We start from the raw sequence: 13,115 nt of genomic DNA on the forward strand, positions 1-13,115 counted from the left end.
GATGTGTCTCGGAATTGTCTTAATTCACGTTGGTTAAGTATCGGTCCTAACTTCGCTGGCTTATTCATTCCCGCCGAAACGGGGGAGAATGGGACATGGCGACGTACACCGGCACCAACGACAACGAAATCCTGACCGGCACGGTCGACAATGACACCTTCATCCCCATGCTCGGCTTCGACACGGTCGTTGGCGGCGGCGGCCACGATACGCTGGTGGTCGATTATTCCGGCGAGCTCGCCAACGCGTCCTTCTCTTTCAAGGATGGTGCCGGTCAGACCGACGTGTTCCCGTATGGCGGGGGCTGGTCCGCCGAACTCGTCTACAGCGGGATCAGCACGGTCCTCGCCACGTTGTCGGACGGTGACGATACCGCCAGTGTCGATGTCGCCTCGGCCATGGCCAGCGATGGCGTGACCATCGAGGGTGGTTTGGGCAACGATCGGCTCGTGCTCGATTTCACCGGCGTCGGCGCAATCATGCTCGGGCTCGATGCGCTGGGCAACGTGTCGTCGATCTTCGGTCACTACACCGGCTTCGAAGCCTATGACATCACCCTGGCCGGCGGCGTCAACACGGTGACGCTGGGGGCGGGCGACGACAAGGTCACCTCGAACGGCGGCGGCGACCAGATCGACGGCGGCGCTGGCACCAACACCTGGATCGGCCACTACGACAGCGTTACCGCCAACCAGACTTTCACCGCCGACGGCGATACCGCCCGCGCCTCGCTCTCCAGCGTTGCCAGCGCCACCACCCTGACCAACGTCACCGAAGGCGCGATCACCGGCGGCAGCGGCGACGACAGCTTCACCCTCACCAATTCGCGCTTCTCGGTCTATGGCGGCGCGGGCGTCGATACGCTGACCGGGCGCTTCGGCGGCACTACCCGCACCTTTGGCGAGGGCGGGGCCATGCTGACGGTCAACTATGACGCGACCGGCTTCTACGGCCGCCTCTACGACGACGCCAACAACCTCAGCGAGATCGAAAGGCTCGATATCGTGCTGGGCGATGAGGACAATATCGCGGCGGTCAACCTGCGCAGCGCGCCGCTGGCCAATGCCTCGCTCAGGCTCGACGGTGGTCTTGGCATCAACGAGTTGCAGATCGACGCGCGGCCCAGCGACGGCACGGCCATCACCACCGTTTCGCTGGCCCTTGCCGCCAATGGTTCGATCACCTCGAACCTTGGCACCTTCGCCCATTTCACCACCTTCAGGCTCGATCTGGACGGCGGCAACAACACGGTCACCACGCGCGGCGGCGCCGACGTGATTACGGTGTCCGCTGCGGCGCGCAACGTTTTCAGCACCGGCGACGGCGATGATCAGGTCGGCACGCAAGGCGGCACCGCCGCGATCGATCTCGGCTCGGGCTTCGACACCTGGTACGGCCACAGCGAAAACGACGCGACGGGCCAGACTTATGCCATCGATGCCGCCGCCGGGGTCATCGCAAATTCGCGCATCGACGGCGTCGAGCGGCTCCAACTCACCGGCAGCCACGATGGCACGGACACCTACATTGTCGGCTCGGGCATCACCGATGGCGAAATCACCGGCTTCGGCAACGACACATTCATCGCCGACTTTGCTGGCACACTGGGCGCCACGGGCGCGTCAGGCTACATCACCACCGATGCATCCGGCGTCATCCGCGGCGGCGTGAGCGGGTTGCGCGAAACGTCTGACTCCATTTCGTTCGACGGGATGTCCAAGGTCTCCATCCGCTTCAACGACAGCGACAACGATTTTGGCGTGTTCGGCGATGGCACCGGCACGCTCCTTTCGGGCGATCCCAAGAAGATGATCCTCGACGGCGGTCTCGGCAACGATACCATCACCATGTTCATGGACGCCGCCGGGTTCTCGATCGTGAAGAACGGCACGGGCGGCTATGTCGTGGTCGATATCGACCGCACCGATGCCGGTGGTTTCGTCCCCGAATTCACTCTCGTCAACTTCGAGCACATCCACTTCAAGACGGGGACCAGTGACACGATCGTCGATCTGCCCGCCTATGGCGGCGCCGGCGTGACCACCAATGGCACGACCGGCAGCGACACCATCACCGGCACCGAATTTGCCGACGTGCTCAACGGGCTTGGTGGCAACGACACCCTGATCGGCCTTGCTGGCGACGACCTGCTCAATGGCGGCGTGGGCGACGACAAGATCGACGGCGGCGCCGACAACGATACCGTCACCTATTCCGACGCGCTTGCGGGCGTGCGCGTGAACCTCAACCTTGCAACCGCGCAGAACACGCTCGGCGGCGGGCTGGATACCCTGACCAGCATCGAGAACGTCACCGGCTCGGCCTTTGCCGATACGCTCACCGGCAATGCCCAGTCCAACATCCTGATCGGGCTGGACGGCAACGACACGCTCAACGGCGGCGCGGGCGCCGACATGCTGATCGGCGGCCTCGGCAACGACACCTATACCGTCGACAACAGCGCCGACGTGGTCATCGAGCGGCCGGGCGAGGGCACCGACACCGTCAACGCCAGCGCCAGCTTCGTGCTGGGCACGGACATCGAACGCCTGAACCTGACCGGGTCGGCCGCGCTCGATGGCACCGGCAACGCCAGCGACAACCAGATCAACGGCAATGGCGCGGCCAATCACCTCCTCGGCCTTGCCGGGGCGGACACGATCAACGCGGGCAATGGCGCGGACTGGATTGCGGGCGGGCTCGGCGCCGACATCCTCACCGGCGGCGGCGGTGTGGATACTTTCGTGTTCGATGTGCTGGAAACCTCGGCCAACCGCGACCAGATCCGCGACTTCGACCACGGGGTCGACAAGATCGCGATCGATCACGCGGTGTTCGGCCTCGCCGACGCGCTGGGCGGCCCGATCGCGGCCAACGAGTTCGCGATCGGCAAGGTGGCCACCACCGCCACGCAGCACTTCATCTACAACGCCGCAAACGGCCAGCTGTTCTACGACGCCGATGGCGTGGGCGGTGCGGCGCAGGTGCAGATCGCGATGCTGATGGGCAAGCCCGTGCTCAGCGCCTCCGACTTCGTGGTGATCTGATGGGGGATCGCAGGCGGCGTAGGGACTCTGCTCCGCCTGCTACCGCACGCCTGTCGGCGCGCCGTGCGGCTTTGACGCGGCGCGTGCAATCGCGTATAAGAGGTGCTGTGAACGGTCCCGCGCTTCCCAAGAAGCGCCGGCATTCAGGCCGTTTCGCGCGCCATGATGGTTGACGCGGCCGCGCAAACATCCTAAGCGCGCCTTTCACTCCAAACCGAGAGGGACCCCGGCAGCCAAGGCAAAAGCTTTGTTCTGCGCGGGTTTTTGCCATTTCGGGGTGAGGGTGAAGCGATGAGATGGGGCCTCGACTCGAGTCGGCGCCCTGTGGAGCAACGGAGAAACAAGTGGCTCGTATTGCCGGGGTCAACATCCCCACCAACAAGCGCGTGATCATCGCGCTGACCTACATCCATGGTATTGGCGCGCACAAGGCCAAGCAGATCGCCGACAAGCTGGGTATCGACCATACCCGTCGCGTGCAGGATCTCTCGGACGCCGAAGTGTTGCAGATTCGTGAAACGATCGATGCCGATCACACCGTGGAAGGCGATCTTCGTCGCGAAACGGCGATGAACATCAAGCGCCTGATGGACCTGGCCTGCTATCGCGGCCTGCGTCACCGCAAGGGCCTTCCGGTCCGCGGCCAGCGCACGCACACGAACGCCCGCACCCGCAAGGGCAAGGCCAAGCCGATCGCCGGCAAGAAGAAGTAAGGCCGCCTTCCGGGGCAGCGCCTTCCCTTCAGTTTCTCGACAGGAATTCAGCACATGGCACGCGAACCTCAGCGCATTAAGCGCCGCGAGCGCAAGAACATCACCAGCGGTGTCGCGCACGTCAACGCCAGCTTCAACAACACCATGATCACCATCACCGATGCCCAGGGCAACGCCATTTCGTGGTCGTCTGCCGGCATGATGGGCTTCAAGGGCAGCCGCAAGTCGACGCCGTACGCCGCCCAGGTGGCCGCGGACGACGCCGGCAAGAAGGCCGCCGAGCACGGCGTCCGCACCCTCGAAGTCGAAGTCAAGGGCCCCGGCTCGGGCCGCGAAAGCGCGCTGCGCGCGCTTCAGGCGGTCGGCTTCACGATCACCGCGATCCGCGACGTGACACCGATCCCGCACAACGGCGTTCGCCCGTCGAAGCGCCGTCGCGTCTGACCTGCCTTTTGGCGGCCGGCGCGGCGGTACCACCGCGCCGGCCGCCCAATACCTTTGACCGGGCGCGGCCTGCCCTCAGGCCGACTTCCGGCTCCCGAACAAACCCCAGGGGAATTCCATGACTGTCAACATCAAGAACTGGCAGGAACTGAAGAAGCCCAACTCCCTCGAGATCAAGTCTGGCAACGACCCGAAGGGCCGCGCGACCTTCGTCGCCGAGCCGCTCGAGCGTGGCTTCGGTCTCACCCTCGGCAACGCGCTGCGCCGCGTGCTGCTGTCCTCGCTGCAGGGCGCGGCCGTTACCTCGATCAAGATCGAGAACGTGCTTCATGAATTCTCCTCGCTTGCCGGCGTGCGCGAAGACGTGACCGACATCGTCCTCAACGTGAAGCAGATCGCGTTGAAGATGCAGGGCGAAGGCCCGAAGCGTCTCCAGCTCTCGGCCACCGGCCCGGCGGAAGTGAAGGCAGGCGACATCGCCGTCACCGGCGACATCGAGGTCATGAACAAGGACCTCGTGATCTGCCACCTCGACGAAGGTGCGACGTTCAACATGGAACTGACCGTCGATACCGGCAAGGGCTACGTCCCCGCCGTGTCGAACCGTCCGGTCGATGCGCCGATCGGCCTGATCCCGGTCGATTCGCTCTACTCGCCGGTCCGTCAGGTCTCGTACAAGGTCGAGAACGCCCGCATCGGGCAGGAACTCGATTATGACCGCCTGAACCTCTCGGTCGAAACCGATGGCACCGTCACCCCGGAAGACGCCGTGGCCTATGCCGCGCGCATCCTCCAGGACCAGCTTTCGCTGTTCGTGCACTTCGACGACCAGCTGCCGACCGGCCACGTGCCTTCGGTTGCCGGGGGCGTTGCCACGCACGCGCCGGAAGAGAGCGACGCCAACCAGCTCAACCGCTACCTTCTCAAGAAGGTGGACGAGCTGGAACTGTCGGTACGTTCGGCCAACTGCCTCAAGAACGACAACATCATCTACATCGGCGATCTGGTCCAGAAGACCGAAGCCGAGATGCTGCGCACGCCGAACTTCGGCCGCAAGTCGCTCAACGAGATCAAGGAAGTCCTTTCGTCGATGGGCCTGCGCCTCGGCATGGACATCCCCGGCTGGCCGCCGGAAAACATCGAAGAGATGGCCAAGAAGCTCGAACAAGAGCTGCTGGGCTAAGGAATTCCGGGGCGTCCTTCGGGGCGCCCCGCTTTCGGGTGATTTGGCGGCGACCCCGACTGCCGCCTGGATCGGGCTACCTGATACGGGCCCCCTACGAACGGAGACAAGAACATGCGTCATAAGCTCGGACAGCGTAAGCTCGGCCGTACCTCGCAGCACCGTATCGCGCTGCTGCGCAATCTGGCCGCCGCCCTGATCAAGCACGAACAGATCACCACCACCCTGCCCAAGGCGAAGGAACTTCGCCCCTACCTCGAAAAGCTGATCACGCTGGCGAAGAAGGGCGGCCTTTCGAACCGCCGTCTGGCCCATGCCCGTCTGCTCGACGATGCGCAGCTGGTGAAGCTGTTCGACGTGCTGGCCGCCCGCTATGCCGATCGCAACGGTGGCTACACCCGCATCATCAAGGCCGGCTACCGCGCGTCGGACGCCGCCCCGATCGCCGTGATCGAGCTGGTCGACCGCGACACCGCGGCCAAGGGTCAGGACTCGGGTCCGGTCCAGACCGCGGACGAGGACGAACTCGAAGCAGCCTGATCGGCTCATCGGTTCGCCGAGACGAAACAAGGGGAAGGGCGGGGCCGAGAGGCTTCCGCCCTTTTTCTTGTGGGCCGCGCGCGCATCGCGCTAGGGATCGCGCAAGTTCGCCCACAACGTTGCACATCGAGATGATCCGCCAACTTCCGCTCGCGCTTCTGCTGGCTGCCACGATGCCGCTCGCCGCCCGTCCCGTCCTGCCCCGGAGTACCCCGATGCCCGCCACCACGCCGCTGCCGCCCTACCCCCCCAGCGTACAGGCGCCGGTCGTGGAAACGCATTTTGGCGAACAGGTGGTCGATCCCTGGCGCTGGCTGGAAGCGGACGTGCGCACCGATTCCAAGGTGGAAGAATGGGTCGTCGCCCAGAGCGCGTTCACCGACGCCTATCTCAAGGCGCTGCCCGAGCGGGCGGCGTTCGAGCGGCGGTTGAAGGGCCTGTTCAACTACGCCCGCTTCGGCGTGCCGCGCGAAGAGGGCGGGCGGCTGTTCTATGCGTACAATTCGGGCATGCTCAACCAGGCGCAACTGCTGGTGCGCGATGCCGCCTCGCCCAAGGGACGCGTGCTGCTCGATCCCAACGCCTGGGCCAGCGACGGGGCCACCGCGCTCGATGCGTGGGAGCCATCGCCCGACGGCAACCTGCTGGCCTACACGGTGCAGGACGGTGGTTCCGACTGGCGGACGATGAAGTTCGTCGCCGCCGCCGATGGGCAGGCGCTGGCCGACGAGCTGAAATGGGTGAAGTTCAGCGCCATCGCGTGGGTCGGCAGCGAAGGCGTGCTCTATTCGCGCTTCGCCGAACCGCAGCCGGGCGAGGCGTTCCAGGCGCGCAACTATGACCAGCAGGTGTTCTATCACCGGCTCGGCACGCCGCAGGCCGAGGACCGGCTGGTCCATGCCACGCCCGACAAGCCCAGTTGGGGCCATGCCGCCAGTGTCACCGGCGACGGGCGCTGGCTGGTCGTCACCAGCCACGAAGGCACCGATCCGCTGACGGCCATCGGCCTTGCACCCATCGGCAAGGGCGACTGGCAGGTGCGCCCGCTGATCCCCGGCATGACAGCGCAGTGGGACCTGATCGACGGCATCGGCGATACGCTGTGGTTCGTCACCAGCAAGGAGGCGCCGCTCAAGAAGGTCGTGCGCGTCGATCTGTCCGGGGCTGTGCCGGTCTTTACCACCGTGGTTCCCGAAACCGACGCCAATCTCGAAGGCGCGGCCATCGTCGGCGACCGGCTCGTGCTGGCCTACCTGCGCGACGTAAAGTCCGACGTGCGGCTGTTCACGCTCGACGGCACGCCCGCCGGCACGCTGGCGCTGCCCGGCGTCGGTTCGCTAGCCGGGCTCTCGGGCAAGCCGGGCAAGGCGGGTGGCCATTTTGGCTTCACCAGCTTCACCATGCCCTCGACCGTTTTCGCCTTCGATGAGGACAGCGGCAAGGCGAAGGTCTGGGAAAAGGTCGCGCTGCGCTTCGCCCCCCATGACTTCAAGGTGGAGCAGGTGTTCTACCCTTCGAAGGACGGCACGAAGATACCGATGTTCGTCGTGCGCCGCAAGGACGCGACCGGCCCGGTGCCGACGATCCTCTATGGCTATGGCGGCTTCAACGTCTCGCTGCCGCCCGCCTTCTCGTCGGCGCGCATGGCCTGGCTCGAAAGCGGCGGGGCCTATGCCATCGCCAACTTGCGCGGTGGTGGCGAATATGGCGATGCCTGGCACGACGCCGGGCGGCGCGCGGCCAAGCAGAACGTGTTCGACGATTGCATCGCCGCTGCCGAATGGCTGATCGCCAACGGTATTGCGCCAAAGGGTGGCCTTGCGGTGGAAGGCGGCTCGAATGGTGGCCTGCTGGTGGGGGCGGTGGTCAACCAGCGCCCTGAGCTGTTCGCCGCCGCGCACCCCGCCGTGGGCGTCATGGACATGCTGCGCTTCGACCGCTTCACCGCCGGGCGGTACTGGGTGGACGACTATGGCCATCCCGACCGGGAAGCCGACTGGAAGGTGCTGCGCGCCTATTCGCCCTACCACAACATCCGTGAAGGCTCGGACTACCCGGCGATCCTCGTCACCACCGCCGATACCGACGATCGCGTCGTGCCCGGTCACAGCTTCAAGTATGCCGCCGCGCTGCAGGCGGCGCGCATCGGCGACAAGCCGCACCTGATCCGCATCGAAACGCGCGCAGGCCACGGTTCGGGCAAGCCGGTCGACAAGATCATTGCCGAAGCAGCGGACGTCTATGCCTTCCTCGCGCATTGGACGGGGCTTTCGCCAAGGCCCTGAACGCACCGGGCAAAGCGCCGTTTTACCCTCTCGCCGGACCTGCCGCCGCAGTGCTAAGGCAGGGGCATAAACATGGAACGGTCGGAGAGGACAACCAGGCGGACGAGCCGGCCCCGGTGGGGGCATTCGGGCATGGCGCTCGCGCTGCTGCTCGCGCCCGTTGCATCGTTCGCGCAATCGGGCCGGCCCTCCGCGGATGAGACCGATGCCTCGGCGCAGGTCGCCACCAAGGGCCCTGCTTTGGTCGCCCCGCCGCTGCGTCCCGCCACCACGCCGGGAACGCAGGCTTTTGTCCAGCCGCGCTTGCCCCCGCCCGCCTATCCCTCGACGCCCGCCTATCCCCCCACGCGCCGCCTGCCACTGGTTGAGCGTGCCTTCGGACAGGACGTGGCCGATCCCTATCGCTGGCTGGAAGACGATCTGCGCACGACGCCCGAAGTCGCGCGCTGGGTTGCCGGGCAGAACGCCACGAGCGCGGCCTACCTTGCGCAACTGCCGGGGCGCGATGCGCTGGCGGGGCGCATCCGCAGCCTGTTCGACTACGAACGCATCAGCCTGCCGCGCCGCGCCGGGCGCTTCTATTTCTTCCTGCGCAATCCGGGCCTTGCCAACCAGAGCGTGCTCCATGTGCGCGCCGGGCTCGATGGGCCTGACCGGCCGCTGCTCGATCCCAACGGCTGGTCGGTCGATGGCACCGTCGCGCTCGATGCCTGGGTGCCTTCGCCACAGGGGCGCTCGCTCGCCTATACCGTGCAGGTTGCGGGCAGCGACTGGCGCACGATCCGCGTGGCCGATGTGCGCTCGGGCCGCCTGCTCGACGATACGCTCGCCTGGGCCAACGACACGACCATCGCCTGGGTGGGCGAGGAAGGCTTCCTCTATTCGCGCTTTCCGGCACCCGCCGCCGGGGCGGAGGCCAATGCCCCCGTGTTCGGCAAGGCGGTGTGGTATCACCGGCTGGGCACGCCGCAGGATGCCGACAGGCTGGTCTACGCCACGCCCGACCACCCCGAACAGGGGCACAAGGCCGCCGTCACCGTCGACGGGCGCTGGGCGGTCATCACTTCGGAGATCGGCACCCAACCCGTCCGCGCGATCCACTTGCTGGACTTGCGCAGCGGCAAGCCTGGCCAATGGGCCAGCGCGGCGGTGGCCGAGGGCTTCGACCACGACTGGAAGTTCATCGACGGCATCGGCGATCGCCTGTGGTTCGTCAGCAACGATGGCGCGCCGCATTATCGGCTTGTCGAGCTGGACCTTTCGGGTAGTCCCGCGTGGAAGGTGGTGGTGCCCGAACGCGATCAGCAACTCGCAGGCGCGAACGTCGTGGGCGACCGCTTCATCCTGTCCTACCTCAACGGTGGGGCAAGCGTGGCCCTGCTCACCGACCTGAAGGGACGGCCCAGCCGCGCGATCACCCTGAACGACATCGGCTCGGCCTCGGGCTTTGCCGGCCGACCGGGGCAGGACGAGACGTTCTACCAGTTCGCCAGCTTCAACCGGCCACCGACGATCTATCGCATGGACTTGCGCACCGGCGTGGCCACGCCGTTCGCGCAGCCGCGCGCCGCCTTCGATCCCGAGGATTACCTCGTCGAACAGCGTTTCTATTCCTCGAAGGACGGCACCAGGATCCCGATGTACCTGGTGCGCAAGAAGGCGCTGGCGGGAAAGGCCGTGCCGACGCTGCTCTATGGCTATGGCGGCTTCGATATCGCGATGACGCCGGGCTATTCGCCGGTGCGCATGGCGTGGCTGGAGGCGGGCGGGGCCTTCGCGCTCGCCAACATTCGCGGCGGGGGCGAGTTCGGGCGCGCGTGGCACGATGCCGGGCGGCTGACCCGCAAGCAGAACAGCTTCGACGATTTCATCGCGGCGGGCGAATACCTGATCCGAGAAGGCATCACGCCAAAGGGGGGGCTTGCCGTGCAGGGCGGCTCCAACGGAGGCCTGCTGGTGGGCGCGGTGGTCAACCAGCGGCCCGACCTGTTCGCCGCCGCTAATCCCGACGTCGGCGTCATGGACATGCTGCGCTTCGACCGCTTCACTGCGGGGCGGTTCTGGACCGGCGACTATGGCAGGCCGGACCGCGAGGCGGACTGGCGCACGCTGCGCGCCTATTCGCCCTATCACAACGTGCGCAGCGGCGTGGATTATCCCGCCGTCCTCGTCACCACGGGCGAGAGCGACGATCGCGTCGTGCCCGCGCACAGCTTCAAGTACATCGCCGCGCTGCAGGCCGCGCAGATCGGCGACAGGCCGCATCTCCTGCGCGTGGAGAGCCGCAGCGGCCATGGCGCGGGCAGGCCGCTGGAAAAGACCATCGCCAGCGGAGCCGATGTCCTGTCTTTCCTGGCCTTCTGGACCGGGCTGGCGCTGCCGGGCCAATCCATCCCGCGCTGAACCAGCCACCGGATCGGACGATTTTCCGGCTTTTTGCACGGGAACAATCACGCGAAATCAAACGTCAACCATAACGAAGCGCATCGGCGCGGCGGATGGGGCGTCCTGCCCCTCAGGCCAGAGTTTGCCAGAGCAAAAGGTCGCGTGAACAGGATTGTCCTTCTCCTGCTGGCTGCCGTTGCCGCCGTCCCTGATAGGGCGGAAAGCCAGGCGTTGCCGATTGTCCCGCGCGGCACGGCAATTGCGGGCGCGATCGTGCGCGTGCCCGCCCGCGCGGTCGACGCCACGGCGCATCCGTTGCGCGACGATGGCCGGGTGCGCGCAGCGCTCGCCGCCTGTGTTGGCGAGGTCGAGCGGACGGTGCCGGGCGCGGCGGCGGATGTGATCGACATCGATTCGGTCATGGCCGCGCGACGGCACATCGAAGTGACAGGCCGGGTCGCAGTGAACCGGCTGGGCCATGCCTGGCGGCCGGGCGACCGCGTCTATGGGCGCGGTTGGCGGGGCGATTTCAGGGGCTGGACGCCCGCGCTGCGCGGCTTTGACGCGGTGCGCTTCTCCTGCACCCGCAAGGCAGGCCAGACGTCGGTTATGTTCATATAAGATGCCAATTTCATGAACAATGGCTGTCGGACAGGTTCAGCACCGCATCACCCGTGACATGGCAAACCCCCTGGCATGAGGCGGCGTCCGAGCCGCCGTGTGCAAGAGAAGGACAAGGGTCATGGTTTCGATCGGCCATACATCGGTATTGAAGGGACTCATCGCCACCACCGCGCTCGCGGCAACCACGCTCGCCGCTTCGACGCCGGCCATGGCCCGCGATCACGATGGCATCGGCGCGGGCGAGGTGATCGCCGGGGCGCTGGTGCTGGGCGGCATCGCCGCGATCGCGGCTTCGGCCAGCCACGACAACGATCGCGGCTACTACGATCGCGCGGGCTATGACGGCTATGGCGGCGGCGCCAACTATTATCGCGGTGGTGGCTATGGCTACTACAACCGGGGCAATCCGCGTACCGCGGTGGAACAGTGCGTGCGCAGCGCCGAAAGCAATGCGGCGCGCTATTCCTACGGCCGCGCCGACGTGACCGACATCCGCGACGTGCGCCCGACGCGCGAAGGCTACGAAGTGCGCGGCCGCATTGCGGTCAACAGCACGGGCCGCGCATGGCGCAACGGCGATGGCTGGTATGGCCGGGGCTGGGGCGGCGATTATCGCGGCTGGAACTCTGGGCTGCGCGGCTACGACAGCGGCTCGTTCAAGTGCCGCGTCGCCTGGGGCCGGGTGGTGGACCTCGACTACAGCGGCCTTCGCGGCCTCTGAGGGCAGGGTGTAAACTTTACCGACATCCTTTCGAACGGTACGGGCGGCCTTCCATGGCGGAGGTCGCCCGTTTTTTTGCGCGCGGATTTGCGCTGGCGCAAATCGCAGGCGCTCGGCGCTTGCCGCGCGCGCGCGCGCCGACTATCCGCTTGGATCAAGATCGCCAGAGGACCCATATCATGACGATGTTCGACGACCGCGAGCGCGCAGAGGAAGCCAAGTTCGCCCGCGACGAGGAAATGCTGTTCCGCATCCACGCCCGCCGCAACCGCCTTCTGGGCGTCTGGGCGGCCGAGCGCATGGGGCTCGATGCCGCCGAGACCGAGGCCTATGCCAAGGGCGTGGTCCAGGCCGATTTCGAGGAAGCCGGCGACGAGGACGTGATCCGCAAGCTGCTGGGTGATCTCGTCTCGGCCGGGGTCGAGATCGACGAATCCGAAATCCGCACCGCGATGGAGGCCAAGGCCGTGGACGCCCGCCGCCAGCTGATGGGCGAAGCCTGATGCCGATGGCCGCCGCCGATATCGAGGCGATGATCAAGGCTGCGCTGCCCGATGCGGACGTGACCATCACCGACCTTGCCGGCGACGGCGATCATTATGCCGCGCATGTGGTCAGCGCTGCCTTCAAGGGGCTGACCCGCGTCGCCCAGCACAAGGCCGTCTATGCGGCCTTGGGCGGGCGCATGGGCGGCGTGCTTCATGCCTTGCAACTGACCACCGGCGTTCCCACCTGAAGGCCAACAGAAGGACATCCCAGACAGCCATGGCCACCGAAGACCGCATCGCCGAAATCGTCAACGGCAACGACGTTGTCCTGTTCATGAAGGGAACGCCGCTGTTCCCGCAGTGCGGCTTCTCCAGCCGCGCCGTGCAGATTCTCGACCACCTCGGCGTCGAATATGCCGGCGTGGACGTGCTGCAGGACCAGGAGATCCGCCAGGGGATCAAGGCCTATTCCGATTGGCCGACGATCCCGCAGCTCTACGTGAAGGGCGAATTCGTCGGCGGGTCGGACATCATGATGGAGATGTACGAAGCGGGCGAACTGCACCAGCTGCTGCACGATTCGGGCATTCCGACCGCCGCCTGACGCTCCGGCGTCGCACGCGCAAGATCAGGACGCGGCTCCGCCACTGCGGGGCCGCGTTTTTGCGTGGCGCATCGGCACGCG

12 protein-coding genes are annotated in these 13,115 nt (G+C 66.3%); all 12 read left to right on the plus strand.

Going from position 1 to position 13,115, the window contains the following annotated elements; translation table 11 throughout:
- The first annotated feature begins 95 nt into the window (after positions 1-95).
- The 12 genes from K3A84_RS07205 to grxD all read left to right on the plus strand — a co-directional run bounded on the left by K3A84_RS07205 (position 96) and on the right by grxD (position 13,034).
- A complete protein-coding gene (locus K3A84_RS07205; protein ID WP_225008646.1) occupies positions 96-3,047 on the plus strand; it encodes a beta strand repeat-containing protein in 2,952 nt (983 codons plus the stop codon).
- Positions 3,048-3,391: 344 nt separating this feature from the next.
- On the plus strand, positions 3,392-3,760 hold the full coding sequence (rpsM, locus tag K3A84_RS07210; RefSeq protein ID WP_225008647.1) for a 30S ribosomal protein S13: 369 nt from the start codon (positions 3,392-3,394) through the stop codon (positions 3,758-3,760).
- Between the two features lie 54 nt (positions 3,761-3,814).
- A complete protein-coding gene (gene rpsK / locus K3A84_RS07215) occupies positions 3,815-4,204 on the plus strand; it encodes a 30S ribosomal protein S11 (protein WP_008065643.1) in 390 nt (129 codons plus the stop codon).
- A 118-nt stretch (positions 4,205-4,322) separates the two neighbouring features.
- Positions 4,323-5,387 carry a DNA-directed RNA polymerase subunit alpha gene (locus K3A84_RS07220; protein WP_225008648.1) on the plus strand — a complete coding sequence of 355 codons (1,065 nt, stop codon included), beginning with the start codon at positions 4,323-4,325 and terminating at the stop codon, positions 5,385-5,387.
- 114 nt (positions 5,388-5,501) lie between these two features.
- Complete coding sequence (rplQ, locus tag K3A84_RS07225) at positions 5,502-5,927, plus strand: 50S ribosomal protein L17 (protein ID WP_225008649.1); 426 nt, start codon at positions 5,502-5,504, stop codon at positions 5,925-5,927.
- 131 nt (positions 5,928-6,058) lie between these two features.
- Positions 6,059-8,212 carry a prolyl oligopeptidase family serine peptidase gene (locus K3A84_RS07230; RefSeq protein ID WP_225008650.1) on the plus strand — a complete coding sequence of 718 codons (2,154 nt, stop codon included), beginning with the start codon at positions 6,059-6,061 and terminating at the stop codon, positions 8,210-8,212.
- Positions 8,213-8,344: 132 nt separating this feature from the next.
- On the plus strand, positions 8,345-10,615 hold the full coding sequence (locus K3A84_RS07235; RefSeq protein WP_225008651.1) for a prolyl oligopeptidase family serine peptidase: 2,271 nt from the start codon (positions 8,345-8,347) through the stop codon (positions 10,613-10,615).
- A gap of 144 nt (positions 10,616-10,759) precedes the next feature.
- A complete protein-coding gene (locus K3A84_RS07240) occupies positions 10,760-11,218 on the plus strand; it encodes a hypothetical protein (protein ID WP_225008652.1) in 459 nt (152 codons plus the stop codon).
- Between the two features lie 121 nt (positions 11,219-11,339).
- Positions 11,340-11,942: a hypothetical protein gene (locus K3A84_RS07245; RefSeq protein ID WP_225008653.1), complete on the plus strand. Its 603-nt coding sequence runs from the start codon at positions 11,340-11,342 to the stop codon at positions 11,940-11,942.
- Between the two features lie 179 nt (positions 11,943-12,121).
- A complete protein-coding gene (locus K3A84_RS07250) occupies positions 12,122-12,445 on the plus strand; it encodes a DUF1476 domain-containing protein (RefSeq protein WP_225008654.1) in 324 nt (107 codons plus the stop codon).
- Entirely contained in the window at positions 12,445-12,678 is a 234-nt protein-coding gene (locus tag K3A84_RS07255; RefSeq protein ID WP_225008655.1) for a BolA/IbaG family iron-sulfur metabolism protein, read from the plus strand. The genes K3A84_RS07250 and K3A84_RS07255 overlap by 1 nt, the downstream gene beginning before the upstream one ends.
- 29 nt (positions 12,679-12,707) lie before the next feature.
- Positions 12,708-13,034, plus strand: coding sequence for a Grx4 family monothiol glutaredoxin (gene grxD, locus K3A84_RS07260; protein ID WP_225008656.1), 327 nt, complete (start codon positions 12,708-12,710; stop codon positions 13,032-13,034).
- Positions 13,035-13,115: the final 81 nt, after the last annotated feature.

Origin of the sequence: Novosphingobium percolationis (genome assembly GCF_020179425.1) — a bacterium.
Taxonomy (GTDB): domain Bacteria; phylum Pseudomonadota; class Alphaproteobacteria; order Sphingomonadales; family Sphingomonadaceae; genus Novosphingobium; species Novosphingobium percolationis.